The organism is Pseudovibrio sp. POLY-S9, from assembly GCF_001431305.1.
In the GTDB taxonomy this organism is placed as follows: domain Bacteria; phylum Pseudomonadota; class Alphaproteobacteria; order Rhizobiales; family Stappiaceae; genus Pseudovibrio.
This window is the reverse complement of record NZ_LCWX01000228.1, coordinates 158,458-176,272: the sequence shown is the minus strand read 5'-3', so window position 1 is coordinate 176,272 and position 17,815 is coordinate 158,458. Positions and strand designations below refer to the sequence as shown.

The 17,815-nt window shown below is 50.0% G+C and carries 15 protein-coding genes; 2 read left to right on the top strand and 13 right to left on the bottom strand.

The genetic code is table 11. The annotated features are described in order from the left end of the window. Positions 1 to 3: 3 nt before the first annotated feature. The 7 genes from PPL9_RS23450 to PPL9_RS23420 form a co-directional block, all read right to left on the bottom strand. On the bottom strand, positions 4 to 531 hold the full coding sequence (locus PPL9_RS23450; protein ID WP_057464972.1) for a FixH family protein: 528 nt from the start codon (positions 529 to 531) through the stop codon (positions 4 to 6). Between the two features lie 123 nt (positions 532 to 654). Continuing rightward, on the bottom strand, positions 655 to 2,055 hold the full coding sequence (ccoG, locus tag PPL9_RS23445; protein WP_057465034.1) for a cytochrome c oxidase accessory protein CcoG: 1,401 nt from the start codon (positions 2,053 to 2,055) through the stop codon (positions 655 to 657). Positions 2,056 to 2,226: 171 nt separating this feature from the next. Beyond that, positions 2,227 to 3,102, bottom strand: a complete 876-nt coding sequence (ccoP, locus tag PPL9_RS23440) for a cytochrome-c oxidase, cbb3-type subunit III (RefSeq protein WP_057464971.1) — start codon at positions 3,100 to 3,102, stop codon at positions 2,227 to 2,229. Further along, the gene (locus PPL9_RS23435) at positions 3,102 to 3,260 is read right to left on the bottom strand and encodes a cbb3-type cytochrome c oxidase subunit 3 (RefSeq protein WP_057464970.1); all 159 of its coding nucleotides are present in this window, start codon (positions 3,258 to 3,260) and stop codon (positions 3,102 to 3,104) included. The genes ccoP and PPL9_RS23435 overlap by 1 nt, the downstream gene beginning before the upstream one ends. A 10-nt stretch (positions 3,261 to 3,270) precedes the next feature. Then, on the bottom strand, positions 3,271 to 4,005 hold the full coding sequence (ccoO, locus tag PPL9_RS23430; RefSeq protein ID WP_057464969.1) for a cytochrome-c oxidase, cbb3-type subunit II: 735 nt from the start codon (positions 4,003 to 4,005) through the stop codon (positions 3,271 to 3,273). Between the two features lie 14 nt (positions 4,006 to 4,019). Then, entirely contained in the window at positions 4,020 to 5,672 is a 1,653-nt protein-coding gene (gene ccoN / locus PPL9_RS23425) for a cytochrome-c oxidase, cbb3-type subunit I (protein ID WP_057464968.1), read from the bottom strand. 359 nt (positions 5,673 to 6,031) lie between these two features. Then, positions 6,032 to 7,144 (bottom strand): AbrB family transcriptional regulator, encoded by a 1,113-nt coding sequence (locus tag PPL9_RS23420; RefSeq protein WP_057464967.1) that lies wholly within the window; start codon positions 7,142 to 7,144, stop codon positions 6,032 to 6,034. A 215-nt stretch (positions 7,145 to 7,359) separates the two neighbouring features. On the opposite strand from PPL9_RS23420, the gene hemN reads away from it, so the two are divergent. Beyond that, on the top strand, positions 7,360 to 8,709 hold the full coding sequence (gene hemN / locus PPL9_RS23415) for an oxygen-independent coproporphyrinogen III oxidase (protein ID WP_057464966.1): 1,350 nt from the start codon (positions 7,360 to 7,362) through the stop codon (positions 8,707 to 8,709). 151 nt (positions 8,710 to 8,860) lie between these two features. Here the strand turns inward: hemN and PPL9_RS23410 are convergent, their stop codons facing one another. From PPL9_RS23410 to PPL9_RS23390, 5 genes are all read right to left on the bottom strand, one after another. Then, positions 8,861 to 9,580, bottom strand: coding sequence for a helix-turn-helix domain-containing protein (locus tag PPL9_RS23410; protein WP_057464965.1), 720 nt, complete (start codon positions 9,578 to 9,580; stop codon positions 8,861 to 8,863). A 235-nt stretch (positions 9,581 to 9,815) separates the two neighbouring features. Then, the gene (locus PPL9_RS23405; protein WP_057464964.1) at positions 9,816 to 10,151 is read right to left on the bottom strand and encodes a response regulator; all 336 of its coding nucleotides are present in this window, start codon (positions 10,149 to 10,151) and stop codon (positions 9,816 to 9,818) included. Positions 10,152 to 10,323: 172 nt separating this feature from the next. Continuing rightward, positions 10,324 to 10,926 carry a response regulator gene (locus PPL9_RS23400; RefSeq protein ID WP_181952038.1) on the bottom strand — a complete coding sequence of 201 codons (603 nt, stop codon included), beginning with the start codon at positions 10,924 to 10,926 and terminating at the stop codon, positions 10,324 to 10,326. Between the two features lie 52 nt (positions 10,927 to 10,978). Beyond that, positions 10,979 to 12,085 carry a PAS domain S-box protein gene (locus tag PPL9_RS23395; protein WP_057464962.1) on the bottom strand — a complete coding sequence of 369 codons (1,107 nt, stop codon included), beginning with the start codon at positions 12,083 to 12,085 and terminating at the stop codon, positions 10,979 to 10,981. A 533-nt stretch (positions 12,086 to 12,618) separates the two neighbouring features. Beyond that, positions 12,619 to 13,344: a hypothetical protein gene (locus tag PPL9_RS23390; RefSeq protein WP_057464961.1), complete on the bottom strand. Its 726-nt coding sequence runs from the start codon at positions 13,342 to 13,344 to the stop codon at positions 12,619 to 12,621. 160 nt (positions 13,345 to 13,504) lie between these two features. Here PPL9_RS23390 and PPL9_RS23385 point away from each other — a divergent pair, with 160 nt between their 5' ends. Beyond that, positions 13,505 to 17,038, top strand: coding sequence for a PAS domain-containing hybrid sensor histidine kinase/response regulator (locus tag PPL9_RS23385; protein ID WP_208989579.1), 3,534 nt, complete (start codon positions 13,505 to 13,507; stop codon positions 17,036 to 17,038). A gap of 84 nt (positions 17,039 to 17,122) precedes the next feature. On the opposite strand, the gene PPL9_RS23380 is transcribed toward PPL9_RS23385, so the two are convergent. Then, on the bottom strand, positions 17,123 to 17,782 hold the full coding sequence (locus PPL9_RS23380) for a response regulator transcription factor (protein WP_008550072.1): 660 nt from the start codon (positions 17,780 to 17,782) through the stop codon (positions 17,123 to 17,125). Positions 17,783 to 17,815 lie beyond the last annotated feature (33 nt).

Here is a 17,815-nt window from a genome sequence, read left to right as displayed (position 1 = left end):
GCCTTACTCAGCGAAGAAAATCTTGTTTTTGGAACGGAAGATCGGAAGTGTTTTGTCACTTCGATCCGCGATTTCTACGACCACGTTCCAGTTGCCCGCACCAATGCCAGATGCATTGGCTACATATTCACCCGCGGAGCGCTCAGACAGAACAAGATCCTGATCAGCTGCGGTGATTGTTGGGCGGTGCAGTTTAACGGTGACCATTTCGCCAGTGATTGGAGCACCAGCTTTGTCTTTAGCCAGAACGCGAATATGGGCAGAGCCATCACCGTTGCGTTCAATGGAAGCATTTACGCTCCAGTTCAGAGCGGCCTGAGCATTCGCCTTGGCGATTTCTTTGTTGTATCGCTGGCTTACCTTGTAGGAGCTATCGACTTCCAGTCCTGGGAAGGTGTCGAGCGCAATATAGATCATAACAGCATTCATAGCGGCGATAGCACCGAAGAACGCGATAAGGCTGAACAGAACCATGCGGCCGGTAATCTGCCGTGGCTTGCGTGGAGACTTGTGGTCTACAGCCATTGTCATATCCTAGCTCCTTTTGGCGGCTCATAAGATGGGGGGTGAGCTTCGCCTTTTGATTGTTAAAGTGATAAGGGGCGTACCCCTTATCACGCAAGTTTAATTAGGTGCTTTTACAGCCTGTGACGACTATTTGCCGGGTGCCCGGAAGAAGTCGCTGATCACTGTTGTTTCACCCGTCTCTGTGTCCACCAGCTTAAAGCTCATAGGCAGAGAGCTTGGCATTTCAACGCCAGCTGGAGAGAACACCAGTGCTCGTACAGAACGGGTCGTATCAGCATCTACCGACAAGCTCAGCTGAGTATCCTTTGTCACGTCAGCCGCATTCTTGTGAATGCCCACAACCTCAAAGGTAGCCCCTGTAGGCATATCCTCAACGCTAAGCGTGAAAGATTGCTCGTTGTTGTGTTTGTTCAGCAGACGGAGTGAGTAGCCGTTTCTGAAGGACCCGTCACTTTGTTTAACATACAGTGGGTTCCGGTCATGAACGACAGACAAACTCGTCATGGAGCGATTGAGCTGGGCGTACAGCATCCCACCTGCAATCAACGCAATGATTGCTGTATAGACTACAGTACGAGGACGGATCAGACGGTAAACTGCTGTCTCACCTTTCTCACGACGCTCAATGTTATCGTCCGTGTCATATGCGATCAGACCCGTTGGCTTTCCAACCTTGGTCATGATTGAGTCACACGCATCAATACACAGACCACACTGGATGCAATCGAGCTGCGCGCCTTTACGAATGTCGACACCAGTCGGACATGCATAGAAACACTGATTACAGTCGATACAATCACCAGCTGGCAAGCCTTCTGCGATGCGCTTTTTGCTCTCTTTCAAGTGACCACGAGGTTCACCACGGTCGTAGCGATACGTCACATTGAGCGCATGCTCATCCGTAAGAGCTGCCTGAATACGTGGCCAAGGACACATATACACACAGACCTGCTCACGCATGTGACCAGCCAGCGAATAGGTGGTGAACGTCAGGATGCCGATCCAGACATAAGCAGAAAATGCAGCCTGACCGGTTGCCAGATCATACACAAGGGTTGGAGCATCCGCGAAGTAAAGAACCCACGCCCCACCAGTCCACCAGGCAATCATCAGCCAGAGGAAGTGCTTCGTTCCCTTTTTGAGAATCTTTTCTGCATTCCAGGGCTGTTTGTCCAGCGTAATCCTTTTGCGGCGATCGCCTTCAATCACGCTTTCTACGCGGAAGAACAGGTCTGTCCAAACTGTCTGCGGGCAAAGATAACCGCACCAGAGACGACCCGCGATAGCATTCATCAAGAACAGACCAACAGCTGCAATGATGAGCAATCCGGCGAGGTAATAGACTTCCTGTGGCCAGATTTCGAGAAAGAAGAAATAACCTCTTTTTCTCTCAAAATCGACGAGAACAGCCTGATCAGGGAGCAAAGGCCCTCTGTCCCAACGGATGAAGGGAGTAAAGTAATAAATTCCAAGGGTAATAAAAAGGATTGCCCATTTGATTTTCCGAAAACGGCCATTTACCTCCATAGGGTAAACTTTAGCCGCTGACGCGAACCAGGCTTCGTCCTCTTCTTTATCGATGGGTTCAACTTGGCTAGACATAATGTCTTCCTCAGTTGGCGATGTGCTTTGTGCAAGTGAAGCGAGGGCACTTACGCGTCCTCGCTTGTGTCGTCATCTCAAAAATATTCAGAGATCTTATTGACCGCCACCGAGTGAGTGAACGTACACAGCCAGTGATTTAACTGTGGTTTCACCCAGACGATCGATCCATGCAGGCATCACACCGTGACGTGGTGCATTCACCTGCGCGATGATGTCTTCTACGGACTTGCCATAGAGATAGGTTGGTGCTGTCAGGTTCGGAGAACCTGTTTCCAGATCACCCTTAGCGTTTTCCATATGACAGGCAGCACAGTTCTCTTCATAGATCACTTTGCCTGCTTCCAGATCAACGCCTTCTTGTGTTGGAAGACCTGCTATAGAACCAACATAGTTCGCAACCTGAACAATCTCTTCTTTTTCAAGTAGCTCATCACGGCCGAATGCAGGCATTTCCGCATACCGGGTTTCGTCATGTTCTGAACGAACACCATAAGAGATCGTGGTTGAGAGGGTGTCCAAGTCACCACCCCAGATCCAGCTGTCGTCCTGAAGGTTAGGATAGCCTTCAAAGCCTGTCGCACCAGTTCCATGACAAGGTGCGCAGTTGTCACCGAATGCCACTTCACCCTGAGCCATAGCAAACTCGAGCAGTTCCGGAGTATCACGAATTTCTTCGAGAGATGCTTCGAGAAGCATCTTGCCGGTTTCTGCGCGCTCTGCAGCCGCTACATCAAAGTTCTCCGTTGCAACCGCACGCTGGCTGTAGTTCAGAAGACCTTTTGTATAGCCGTTGACCAATGGCCAACTTGGCATGAGGATCCAGTAGATTACGGACCATACGATGGTGCCGTAGAACATATAGAGCCACCACTTAGGGAGCGGATGATTGAGTTCCTTCAGGCCATCCCATTCGTGACCAGTGGTTTCGACACCCGTTACCTGGTCGATTTCCTTTTTGTGCTCAGCCATTAATCGTCCTCCCGCAGCGGGATCTGTGAAGCATCGTTAAAGCGCTCCCCATTGCTTGGCCAGCAAGCGTAAAGAACTACGCCTGCAAAGATTGCCATGAAATAGAGCAGGCCACCAGTTTGCGCGAAGTGTGCAAGAGCGGTGTAAGTCGCGTCCATCATCTTCTCCTTAGCGCAAGTTGGCTTTTTCGTCGTAGAGGCTAAAGTCTACGAGTGTGCCAAGCATCTGCAGATAAGCCACAAGTGCATCCATCTCAGTCACTTCTTTGGCGTTGCCGTCAAAGTCGCGGATGAGAACATCTGGGTAACGCTCTTCGAACACTTCCGCTGCATCACTATCAGGCTCGGCCTGAGCGAGGAGATCCACTTTTGCGTTTGCAATCTGTTCCTCGGAATAAGGAACACCGTACAATGCATTCACTTTCAGATGGTTCTCGATCTCGATTGTAGAGAGCTTGGCATCCATCAGGAATGGGTAGCCAGGCATCACTGAGGTCGGAGACACTGAGCGTGGGTTGATCAGGTGATCACGCTGCCACTCATCAGAGTACTTGCCGCCTACACGAGCGAGGTCAGGACCAGTACGCTTAGAACCCCATTGGAATGGACGATCGTACATGGATTCCGCTGCCAGCGAGTAGTTGCCGTAGCGCTCCAACTCGTCGCGCATTGGACGGATCTGCTGTGAGTGACATGCATAACAGCCTTCACGCACATAGATGTTACGTCCAACAAGCTCAAGCGGAGTGTAAGGGCGCATGCCCTCAGTTTTCTCAATCGTGCTTTTCAGGTAAAAAAGAGGCACGATTTCCACGAGACCGCCGATTGAGATCATGATGATGATGCCAACAATCAGGATCAGCGAGTTTTTCTCGAAGATTTGGTGTTTTTTCCAAGCAGACATTCGTGATCTCCCGATTATTCCGCTGGCGTCAGAGCAGGTTGACCTGCACCTTCGCTCTCAACTGCTTCACCGGCACGAACTGTCATGACGAGGTTGTAAACCATGACGAGAGCACCTGCGAGGAAGAGCAGACCGCCGAATGCACGCATGACATAGAACGGGTACATCGCATCAACTGTTTCGATGAAGGAGTACTCAAGGAAGCCGAGGCTGTCGTAAGCACGCCACATCAGACCCTGCATAATGCCGGATACCCACATTGAACAGATATAGAACACGATGCCAAGTGTAGAGACCCAGAAGTGCCAGTTAACCAAGCGCAAAGAGTACAATGACTTATTGTAAAGCCAAGGAACCAGGCAATACAGAGCACCGAAGGAGATGTAACCAACCCAGCCGAGTGCGCCAGCGTGTACGTGACCAATCGTCCAGTCAGTGTAGTGTGACAGACCGTTCACAGCACGGATGGACATCAGAGGTCCTTCGAAGGTCGCCATGCCGTAGAATGCAACGGAAACAACCATCATACGCAGAACAGGATCTGTCCGCAGTTTGTCCCAAGCACCTGACAGAGTCATCAGACCGTTGATCATACCACCCCAGGAAGGCATCCAAAGGATGATGGAGAAGGTCATACCGAGCGTGCCCGCCCACTGAGGCAGAGACGTGTAGTGCAAGTGGTGAGGACCAGCCCAGATGTATAGGAAAATCAGAGCCCAAAAGTGCACGATTGACAGACGGTAAGAATACACCGGACGCTCAGCACGCTTTGGAATAAAGTAATACATGATTGCCAAGAAGCCAGCAGTCAGGAAGAAGCCAACAGCGTTATGGCCATACCACCACTGCACCATCGCATCTTGAACGCCGCCCCAAACAATATAGGATTTAGTGGAGTAGATGCTGACAGGAATAGACGCGTTGTTGAACAAATGCAGAACTGCAATTGTCACGATAAACGCGAGGTAGAACCAGTTCGCTACGTAAATGTGAGCTTCTTTGCGACGCCAGATTGGCCCCAAGAATGTCAACAGGTAGGCCACCCAGACAATAGTCAGCAGCAAATCTGCGTACCATTCTGGTTCGGCGTATTCTTTACTCTGTGTAACACCAAGCAGGTAACCTGTACCCGCAACAACGATGAACAGATTATAACCCAGAACAACAAACCAAGGCGAAATCGTACCCATCAGACGGGCCTGACACGTGCGCTGCACAACGTAGAACGATGTTGCAATCAACACGTTTCCGCCAAATGCGAAAATCACGGCTGAAGTATGGAGAGGACGGAGACGCCCAAAATTGGTCCAAGGCAGATCAAAGTTCAACGCTGGGAATGCCAACTGCGAAGCGATAATCACGCCGACGGAAAAGCCTGCGATACCCCAAAAAACAGAAGCCCAAGTCGCAAATTTTACGGGCCCCATATTATAGTTCGGTTTGCCGTTAATCTCTAACGGTGCCGGACTGTTGTTTCCGTCGAAGTATCGGCGAAAAATAAAGAAGATACCCGCCAGTGATGCTAATGCAATCAAAGCGGTATGAAATGCCAAGACCTGATCCCAGGTTTTCCCTGCAATGATCAGACAGAAAATCGCTGCTACCAAAAGAAGTACGGTGTAACCGCCTTCTTCAAGTGACAGATATCTGACTTTCCGCTCACCCATGATGTTCGCCCCATATAAAGTAAACAAGTTCGTCCAGATAGGACTACCTGAGCGTAGTTCTATGGGTGGCAAATTGCCCCGCCCTTGATACATGTCAAAAAGAACTCGAACAAAAAAAATAAAATTACTCTAATTCGCAACTACACCCCCCATTATTGGGTTTTCGTCATATATTACATGAATTTAGGGTAAGATGCGTTGTTTTGGCGCAGCTTGAAGCGAGTTTCACTGGTTCCTGAGAAAGTTAGCGTAATTTGATAGGTGAAGCGGAGGCGGCACGCATACATAGAATCATGATTAGCTAGATAAGTTCTCAATTCCATACCGCAGCGCACCAAACTCTCGCAGCGAAATTTGACCTAGGTCGCAACCGAATTTTCCGTGGGATCTGTTTTTTGCGCGGAGATTGGCCCCAGTACGTATCTGGTCACAACTGGCATGAATGCTAAAAGTCCCATAAAGCGAGCTAACTGGTGGGTGGCAACGAACACCGGATCAATGTCCAGCAGGATCGATATAAGAAGCATTGCTTCCATGCCTCCGGGAGCAAAGGCCAGAAAAACCTTATCGAATGAGACGTCCAGAGCCCAAGACGTCACCAGCGCCCCTGTTAGCGCAACTGACAGACTGATCGCAAACACCACAAGAGACGTGCCAAGCATGGGCTTTAGGGTACTGAGTTCCATCTTCCCAATATAGAGGCCTACATTGGTTCCCATGATTACGTAGCAAGGTATGGCAAGCCAAGCAGGCAAGTTAAACTCTAAAATCCCCGTTGAGTTAAGGGCAGCACTGGCAAAGAATGCCCCGGTGAGCAGTCCAGCAGGTGCCTTCAGCCTTAAGGCCAGCACTGCAAAGGTCGCGCAGACCAGAAGAGCAGCTATGAGTTCAACTGCAACCGCTGGACTGAACGCCACTTCGGCATCTTTAGTTATAACGTCGGCTGCCCCAATTGAATCGACCATATTTGTGACAATCAAAGGCAGAACAGCAATCAAAAGGAAGAGGCGCACAAGCTGGACAATCATAATTCGGTCCATGGGCGCTCCCCTCTCCAAGGCGAGCGCAGCCGTCATTCCCAGTGCACCCGGCAAACCTGCGAAGAATGCCTCATCCCTACCCCATTTGCATTTTTTGTAAGCGTAAAGGTAGACCGTTGTGGTGATGCCGCCGACAACAGCACCCAGTGCTAACATCGACAAAGGCCACAAAGAGGCCCCCTCCCAGAAATCTGGAGAGACTGCAGTCCCCATTGCAGCGCCGATAAATATGGAATTTGTGGAGGTTAGATGCTTGGGAAATGTGAAATCCTGATTAGCGATCAAAGGTAGAGAAAGAGATTTCGCCAGAACCAAGACAACCATAGGCCCTGCCAGAAAACCAGCAGGAAGAGAAAGCAGTTCAAAGACAGCAGCTCCTACCCCTCCAAGCGCAAGAACTCCACTTAAACTCAGAATGTCTTTTCCGCTCACGGCTTTACCTCCTCATGTCGTCACGACACAAGAAGTACAAATCGCAATTCATATGATCAATCTTGATAGAACCAATCAATATATATTTTCGTTCAGAGAGTTTAGAACTGTTCGCAAACAGCCACGAATTGCTTGAAGGGACTTGAGTTTTTTAAAAACTCAGTGTTGTTGATAGGGATCAAAGTTCAACTAGTCCATTTGCGTATGGTAGCGTCATGACCGATCTAGAGCAAAAATATGCGTCCTTGAACGTACCCCGTTATACCTCCTATCCAACAGCTCCTCACTTCAGTGAAGCTGTGACACCGTCTCTCTATGGTGACTGGCTGGAGAGTATTCCTCATGACACTCCTCTGTCGCTTTATCTGCATGTGCCGTTTTGTCAGGAAATGTGCCATTACTGCGGATGTAACACCAAGGCGACACGCAAGATGGCGCCGGTGCTTGCGTATGTGGAGTTGATGCTCAAAGAGATTGACCTTGTGCTGAAGCGCCTTGGTACAGGCCGTCTGGTGCACCACATCCATTGGGGTGGCGGCACACCAAGCCTCGTTCCGCGCGAAGCATTTCTGAAGATTGTCGAAAAGCTGAAGAACAACTTCGTTTTCTCTGAGGACATTGAGCACGCAATTGAGCTCGACCCGAGAACCGTTGGTGATTACCTGGCCGAGACACTGAAGATGGCTGGTATCACACGCACCAGCCTGGGCGTTCAGGACTTTGATGAAGACGTTCAAAAACAGATTGGCCGCATTCAGCCCTACAAAACAGTGATGAAGGCTGTCACTGCTCTTCGTAATGCTGGACTGAACGATATCAACTTTGACTTGATGTACGGATTACCGGGACAATCTGAGCAGACAATTCGCGAGACAGTTGAGTACACCAAAGAACTTGCGCCGGGCCGTGTTGCTCTGTTCGGTTACGCGCATGTGCCTTGGTTCAAGAAACACCAGCAGTTGATTAAGGAAGAAAACCTGCCGGGCGCAAACGAGCGTATCCGCCTGTCAGACGTTTCTCGCGATGCACTTGTCGATGCCGGTTATGAAGTGATCGGTCTTGACCACTTTGCTCTACCAACTGACGAGATGGCAATTGCCCTGAAAGAAGGCCGCCTACGCCGGAACTTCCAAGGTTACACGACAGATGCAGCTGACACTCTGATCGGCTTTGGTTGCAGCTCCATCGGCTTCTTGCCACAGGGCTATGTGCAAACGACACCATCGGCTCGTGAATGGGAGCGCATGGTTGTCGATGACGTGCTGCCGATCAAAAAAGGCATTGCCGTTGACAAAGTTGATCTGTGCCGCGCTGAAATCATCATGCAGCTGATGACCTACTATGAGGTCGATTACGCTGTGACTGCAGAAAAGCACGGATTGCCAGTCAGTGAGTTTGACAGCATTCCAGCTGATATGCAGGAAATGATCGATGATGGCGTTGCGACCCTAGAGGGAACGGTTGTTACAGTGACAGATGCAGGCCGACGCTATGTTCGCGTGGTGGCAGCGGCGTTTGATACTTACCTTGCAACTCAGCAAGCACGGCACTCTGTTGCGGTATAATCGCGACCTGATCCAATGATGAAAGAAGCGGCCTTTATGGGCCGCTTTTCTTTTGTCCGGACAACAAAAAAGGCGCTGAGTTTTCAGCGCCTGTTTCATTCATGTACTATGGATGCCTTAGTCGGGCATCTTTGATCTTACAGCGAGCTTCTTAGTGCATACCGGTCAGCTGACAGATGCCGCAGATGTTGGTGATGTGGATGCTGTCCTGCTTTTCAACCTTGATCAGACCACGACGCTTCAACTGAGAAATCACGCGGCTTACGGTTTCAATGGTCAGACCGAGATAGTCGGCAATTTCCTGACGAGTCATGGACAGTGCAACAGTCTTGGTATCTGGTCGACCTTCTTCATTTGGGCCAGAACAGCCGTGTCCACCACGGTTTGGCACCAAGCTCATCAGGAAGGTAGAAACGCGCTCCAGTGCGGATTTACGGCCCAGCAGAACTGTATGCTCGTGAAGGATCTCCATCTGGGAGAGCAAGCAACGATTTACATAGTGCTGCATCATCGGAGATGTAGAGATCTCACGGCTTTCAAAAACCTGCAGTTCAACTTCGGTCAGCGCTTCAGCTGTGCAGTCAAAGAAGTCACGGTTGGAGAAACCGAGCATATCGCCTTCACGCAGAATATAGACCACCTGGCGACGACCGTCCGGAAGCAGCTTGTAGAGCATCATAACCCCACGCACGACTTCATAGAGGCGTTCTGCCTTGTCACCTTCGTAGAAAAGCACGTCATGCGCAGACAAACGCTGCTTACGACCAAGATGCTTCCCCGCGGCTTCTGGCTGCTTGAAGTTTTCCTGACAACCGCTGAATGGTGCCTGGCCATCAAGGTCGCTAAGCTTTGTCAATGTGGCCGATACCATAATCCCTCCTCGCGGATATCTCCGCAAACATCGTGCCTGGGCAAGTAGCGAGAACTATTCGTCTATTCTCTAAATGCCGCTTGGCCATGGCAAACATCCGTCATTGCTTGCCTGACCTGTTGATGCAGATTTACTGATTAGAATGCAACGTCAAAATACGCATTAAAACTTATAGAGCAGGTTCATATCTCAGTAATTTGATCTGAAACAACCGAAATTTTGCGTTAGATCAAGTTTACACGTATACCAATAAATCCTGTTCTTTCAATGGCTTACGAACAACAGGCGTTGTGGTGATTTTTGGTAAATCTCGCGTAATCTTCCAGAGAGGCTGGCCGCTGATTGCGACAATTTGTGGCGCCTCATCCAAAGCAGCAACCTTCTCAATGAGATCAGATCCCGCTAATCCGGGAAGGTGCAGATCAACAAAGACAGTGTCATCTATACGAGGTGAAGCATCTGAGAGAAACGATTCTCCATCTGCAAAAGCGGCGCATGAGAGTTCGAGGCTCTCAAACATCCTGGCAATTGCATCTCGCACAGATACATCATCTTCGACAATATAGATCACAACAAACCCCAGCGTTGTTCTCGTAGCTCATGAGACAAAGCACAAAGGTGCAGCACTTTGTCTCACCAGTCACCATAACCAAGCGCCGGGGTCTTGTAATGCGTAGTAACACTCGGGAATAACAAGATTGGCCGAAAGTATAGCCAGTCATTCCCTATGAAGTTGCGCTACATCAAGCAGCTGGTGGCTCACCTGTGAGGACGATGCGGACGAGATCCGCAGCATTACGTGCTCCAAGTTTTTCCATGATGCGCGCGCGGTGAACTTCAACAGTACGTGGTGAGATCTTGAGGTTTCTACCAGCTTCCTTGTTGGAGGAGCCAGCAGTGATCTCAGTCAGCACCTGACGTTCGCGTGGCGTCAAAGTTTCTGCGCCAGGGAATGTCAGTGTGTTTGCACCACTCGCCTGCGCGTTTCTGGAAACAGCTTCACGCACACGGGAGATGATGGATTCAACGTCGAACGGCTTTTCAATGAAGTCGTAAGCGCCTGATTTGATCGCTTCAACAGCCATTGGGATATCGCCCTGACCGGAAATGATAAAGATTGGTGCAGGGAAGTTCTCACCATTCAGGCTTTTCAGAATATCAATGCCTGAGCGTCCTGGCATATGAACGTCAAGAAGAACACAGTTTGGTGTTTCTTCTTCTACCCCACCAAGAAACTCTTCAGCATTCGCAAAGGATTTTACGCGAAACCCTTCTGTTTCAAACAGCAGAGAAAGCGCGTCGCGAACCGCTGGGTCATCGTCAACAATATGGATCACAGACGGCATGGTCATGATTGCTCAGGTCCTTATTCTTGTTGTTCTAAACAACAGCTTCAGCTTAGCTTGTTGCTTTTGAGTTTACCGGGAGCCTCAAAGTGAAGGTTGCACCTTTACCTTCCTCATATGGCTCAACAAGTAAATCGCCACCATGGTTTTGGGCTATACTCCGAGAAATCGCAAGTCCAATACCTAAACCGCGCCGCTTTGTCCCAGTAAAGGCCTTGAAAAGGTGCGACACTGCTTCCTCATCCAGCCCTGGTCCGGTGTCCATAACCTTAACAAACACATTGTCATCGTCACGTTCGACAGAAACAACTACTTGCTTAACAGGTTGATCCTTTACGGCTTCGCCTGCATTTCGGATCAAGTTTACAAGAATCTGTTGTATTTGTACGGAGTCCAACTCAAGCTGGTAGTTATAGTCCACGAAAGTAGAGATGAACTCGACATCATCCGCTTCGTGCCCTACCCGAACGAGCTCAAGGCAATCATCAATGAGTGTTGCAAGACCGGTTCCGATGCATTGCGGAGCCTGCCGTTCGACAAAGTTACGCATCCGCTGGATGATCTGACCAGCACGTTCAGCCTCCACCACAGCCTTATCCATCAGGCTGATCATAGGATCATCAGGCTGATCGGCAGCTCTTGCACGGCGCGCTGCCGTTTGCAGATAGAGCATCAGAGCCGTGAGTGGCTGATTAACCTCGTGAGCAATCGCAGCGCCCATTTCGTCCAACGCGTTCACGCGGGTCATCGTCACCAGGTTAGATTGCAGCACACGAAGGCGTTCTTCATATTCCTTGGTTGCCCGAAGGTCTTTCAGGACGCCGATGAACTGATGACCGCTTTCTGTCTGAGCTTCACCAACGGACAGTTCTATTGGAATTTCGGTTCCGTCTTTATGGCGACCGACGACTTCGCGGCCAATGCCGACAACTTTCGGGTCTCCGGATTTCAGATAGTTCCGAATGAACTGGTCATGCTGCTTAGCAGTGGCGCTCGGCATCAGTGTGTTGACATTCTTGCCAACGACTTCGGCGCTCTTGTAGCCAAACATGTTCTCGCAAGCACGGTTATAGATCAGGATCGTTCCGTTATCATCAATGACGATGATGCCATTAACGGCTGTATCCAGAACACTGTGCAAGCATGAAGAGGAGACCATAGTAGTTTCCTAGTTGTTGTAGGCGCACCCGTACGCTTATCTAAACGGGTATCTAGATGGGTATTTTGACTAATCAGCTATCCCATGGCCTGAGCTAGGTCAATCACCTAGCCTGCGACTGATTTAACGATTAATTCCCGCCAATTCATTGATATATTATGTAGGAGACGAGCGTTCTCTAAACCTGAGCGTGTAAATCTAGAGTTTGAAGACATCGGAAGCGAGGCTGCCCTCCCGGTAGATAATGCATTTACCTATTGTAAAACCCAGAGAACCCTTAGGTTAGTTTATGTAAAATATTATTTTACGAGTTTTGGGTCACGACGCAAAATCATTGCGTAATTTGGAATAAGACTAAGTAGAGTAAACCAAAAGTAGTAAGCGTGTTCACCTATACGGCGCGTATATGTCGCAGGATATATCATACTCTGAGCCCAGGTTTTCCACCGTAGCACAACGTTTCAGGCTCTTTTCGCCCGGTATCGAAGCCCATTCCTTGAGTCGTGTACGGCGATTGAAATTTTATTTCGCACTCACAAATCGGGGTCAGGAGATCGGATCTGATGGTTTTGTGCCAGTTCTGTAAGTGCTTTGAAGTTGGCACGTATTGAAAACTCATGCTGCAGTTGCAAAAGATTCAATCGCAATCCGTTGAGAAGCAACAGCTCATCATGACCATGCAGACGTTTGTGAACCGGTAGGCTACAAAAGATCTTCGAGACCTGTGTTGCTGCAATGTCTGCAACACTGCGGGCTGGAACTAAAGCATCCGTACGCATTTTGGTCGACATGTTCTGAGCTAAGGCATTCCATTCCTGCGCCGGGCAAACTGAAGCTTCCTGATGCTCAACCAAGATTTCCTTGAGCAGTTGCCCGATCATGCCAGCAAGATCCTGTGGGTCCATTCTCGTTTTTTGCCGCAACACAATGAGAGCCATTTCGCCCACGAGCTCCACAGTGATGGAGAAGGAGCTCCAGCGGGAGGCTTCTAGAGCCTGCTGAAAATCTTCCTCGTCAAGCAGTGTCTTCCAATGGACACCAGCCCGAGAGCGGGAATATTCCTGCACATTTTTATAAGTCAGATACGCCGCACTGCGCCCAAGATACCCCTTTAACTTAAGAAGGGTATCTAAGTCGGATCTATAAAAGAAGAAAGCATAGATGCGCTTCAGCCAGCTTGGACTGTCGAGAGATACATTCTCGATATTTTCAAAGGCACCCAGCAGGTTCTCTTTGGTAGAATTGCGTTGTTGTCCCAACTCATAGCCTTTCGTCGCGGTCGGAAAAATCTACGGTTACAAAGACGCAATAACTCGTATTGAACTCTTGCCTTTCACAAAAGATCGGTCAACTGTGCAACATTGAGAGACAAAAAACACTTAATGGAAGTAACGGACCTACCAGTCCGGCGGGGGAAGCATGCTTCAAGGTTGGATCGTAGTCCTTGTCGCTTTGGCATATATACTGCTCTTATTTGTTATCGCGAGTTACGGTGACAAAGTCGCCAAGAACCGTGTTAAAAAGACAAGAGGGCGGCCACTCATCTATGCCCTCTCGCTCTCCGTTTATTGTACATCATGGACTTTTTTTGGATCTGTCGGATCTGCTTCGAGAAATGGTTTCGAGTTTATTGCCATTTACCTCGGGCCTATCCTCGTGTTCGCTTTTGGGTTTCCGCTGATCCTGCGGGTGATCCAACTTGCGAAGGCAGAAAAGATTACATCCGTTGCCGACTTTATTGCCGCTAGGTATGGCAAAAACCCTATGGTCGGCGCGATTGTCACATTGATCGCCTTTATCGGCATGATCCCCTACATCGCCCTTCAACTGAAGGCGCTGGATCTGTCTGTCGGCACGATTGTGCTGCATCCCTTGTTGTCACTTGATGATGCGGAGATTTCGATCTTCGGTGATGAGACACTCATGATCGCCATTTTCATGGCTGTGTTTACGTGGTTATTCGGCACCCGTCATATTGATGCAACAGAGCACCAAGAAGGCTTGATGCTGTCCATCGCGACTGAAGCCGTTGTTAAGCTCGTTGCTTTTCTCGCGATCGGCATTTGGGTTACCTTCATGCTGTTTGATGGGCCATGGGATCTCCTGCACGCTTCCTTTGCCAACACCAACAGCTCACAGGACCTGTTCACGAATATCAATGCCAGCAAGTGGGCGGTTATCACGCTCCTGTCTTTGTTCTCGATTGTGCTTCTGCCGCGCCAGTTCCATGTGACTGTGACGGAATACAACAGTGAAGCTGAGTTGAAACGGGCGACATGGCTGTTTCCAAGCTACCTGATCGCCATCAATCTGTTCGTCGTGCCCATTGCCCTTGCAGGTATGACCATTTTGGGCAACACGGTCGACCCGGACATGTTCGTGCTGGCGCTGCCTCGTGCTTATGATGCTGACTGGTTGACCCTGCTGGTGTTTATTGGTGGTCTTTCCGCAGCAACAGCCATGGTGATTGTGACCACCGTCGCGCTTTCCATCATGGTTTCCAACGATCTGGTGATGCCGATTATTCTGCGCCGGCGTAGTGAAGACGAGATCATTTCGACTTCAGGCGAAGACATGAGCCAGCTGGTGCTGGGCATTCGACGCATGTCGATCTTCCTCGTCATTCTGGGAAGTTATGTCTACTACCGCGTTGCGGGTGATAGCGCAGCTCTTTCGAGCATCGGCCTTCTTTCTTTTGCAGCAATTGCACAGTTCGCTCCTGCCTTTATCGGCGGCTTAATCTGGCGCAGAGCGACGGCGCGCGGCGCGATTGCCAGTATGACGGCTGGATTTGCAGTCTGGTTCTACACTCTGCTGCTTCCTGTCTTTGCGCGGGAGAGTATCTTTGGCTCAAACATCCTTAGTAACGGCCCGTTCGGCATAGAGTTCCTGAAGCCTGAAGCATTGCTTTACTTTGATATGGATCCGTTTGTGCACGGTGTGCTCTGGAGCCTTTTGTCGGGACTGCTGTTTTACGTGGTCTTCTCGCTCACGCGGCAACCGACTGCGATTGAGCGCATTCAGGCCAACACTTTTGTGCCCACTGGGATTGCACAGGCCCCTGCCCTGCGGAAGCTGCGGACAACAGTGACGATCGGAGATCTGCAAGCAACGATTTCTCGTTATGTTGGAGAAGAGCGGACGCAGCGTTCCTTTGATACCTATGCTGCGGAGCATCGCATCACGATTGACAGCAGCGAAGAAGCTGATGCAGTGATCCTGCGTTTTTCCGAGCAACTGCTTGCAAGTGCAATCGGATCAGCATCCGCACGACTGGTGCTTTCTCTTCTGCTCAAACGGCGGGACCCGGGCACTCAGGAAGCCATCAAACTGCTGGATGATGCGACCGAGGCCATCCAATATAACCGCGATCTTTTGCAGATCGCACTGGATCAAGTGCGGCAGGGTATCTCCGTTTATGACAAGGATTTGCGCCTGATCTGCTGGAATCGGCAGTATCGCGAAATGCTGATGTTGCCGGCCAAATTTGGACAAGTTGGCACTTCGCTTGAAGAGATGATCCGCCATATTGCAGAAGCAGGCGAGTTTGGTGATGGCGACGTTGACGAGATTGTCGGCCTGCGCATGCACAACTTCATCAATCGCCAAGAGACCTATCAGGAGCACCTGGTCAGCACTGGAACGGTGCTGGAAGTGCGCACCAGCCCAATGCCCTATGGTGGCCTGGTTACCAGTTACACTGATATTACTGAGCGTGTTTTTGCAGAGGAAGCTCTTGCCCGCGCCAATGAGAATTTGGAGCAGCGGGTTCGTGACCGGACTGAAGAGCTGACGAAGGTGAATGAGCAGCTCGAGGCTGCCAAGAAGACGGCTGAGCTGGCTTATCAGGACAAAACGCGGTTCCTGGCTGCTGCAAGCCACGACATTTTGCAGCCTTTGAATGCAGCGCGACTTTATTCTTCTACTCTGACTGATCGTTTCATGGACGGAGACCCAGAAGACCGCAAACTGGTTAGCAATATCGAAGCATCGCTGGAGTCTGTAGAAGAGATCATTGGTGCTGTACTCGATATTTCCCGCCTGGACACCCGGGCATTCAAAGCGGAGATCTCGACGTTCCGCCTTGATGATATTCTCAATCCACTGCGCGTAGAGTTCACTCCAATTGCCAAGGAAAAAGGGCTCAAGCTCACAATCCGCAGCACAGATGTTTGTGTACGCTCGGATCGACGTCTTTTGCGGCGTTTGCTGCAGAACCTCATTTCGAATGGGTTGAAGTACACCACAAAAGGTGGCGTCGTAGTTGGTGTTCGCAAGACAAAGAACAATATGGCGAATATTGAGGTCTACGATAGCGGAATCGGCATTCCAGAAAAGCAGCAGGAGCTGATTTTCAAGGAATTCCGCCGCCTTGATGATGGCGCACGCATTGCCTCCGGGCTTGGGCTGGGCCTTTCTATCGTAGAACGCATTAGTAAGGTGTTGGCGCTCAACGTGGCACTCAAGTCTCAGGATGGGAGAGGCTCTCGCTTCTCTCTTGCCATTAAAGAGGCCATGAGTGTGCCAGTTGCTGTAAAACAAGCTCAGCCTAGTGCTATCGTCAGTCAGTTGGCTGGTCTCAATGTGCTGGCTATCGATAATGAACCGCAGATTCTGGAGGGTATGGAGTCTTTGTTGCGTACATGGAAATGTAACGTGCTGACGGCTCCAAATGCGCAGGATGCTGCCAAGGCAATCTATGCCAGTAAGACGCAACCAGACATCATTCTGGCAGATTACCATCTGGATCAGGGGACTGGCATTGAAGCCGTTGTGCACTTGCGCTGGAAGTTTGGCGTGCACTTCCCTGCTATGCTTATTACTGCAGACAGAACGGCAGAAGTGCGTACAGAGGCCTCTGACAAAGATATGGAGATGATCCATAAGCCGCTGAAGCCAGCTGTACTCCGAGCACACCTGATGCGGTGCAAGGCAGCTCTAGGAGACACATGACCTTTCAGGAGCCTCACATTTGTACTGCCAACAAAAAAGGCGCTCCAAAGAGCGCCTTTTTTCGTAGATCAACTCGAAGAATACCTAGCCAGCAATGCTTTGCCACTGACCAGCTTCGATCTTTGCCGCTGCAATGACTGCCTGTGTCCGACTTTCAACGCCAAGCTTCTGCAAAATAGCAGAAACGTGTGCTTTTACAGTCGCTTCCGATACAGACAATTCATAGGCGATCTGCTTGTTCAGCAAACCTTGCGAAAGCATCATCAACACACGCACTTGCTGCGGTGTCAAAGAGGCCAGACGCTGAGCCATTTTGGTTGCTTCATCAACGGTGTTCAGGTCAATGTCTGGTGGAATCCAAACACCTCCCTCCAGAACTACTGAAACACCATCCTGAATAACATCAATACCAAGTGACTTTGGAATATACCCGGACGCACCAAATTCAATGGCACTGCGAATTGTAGTCGGATCTTCTGTTCCGGAAACGACAACAATTGGCACACCCACATATTGAGCACGCAAGTACATTAATCCAGAGAACCCTCGCATGCCCGGCATGGACAGATCCAGAAGGATCATGTCTACGTCTTCCTCCCGATCGAGAGCAGCGGTGACTTCATCAAGGCTCCCAGCCTCGATAATTTTTACCGATGCGAACTGTTTCTCGATTGTTTGACGCATTGCACCACGGAACAGCGGGTGGTCATCAGCGATAATAAAGCGGTGGACCGCGTTGTGCACGCTGTGCTCCTCCATTTCTTGTCGTGGACTGCC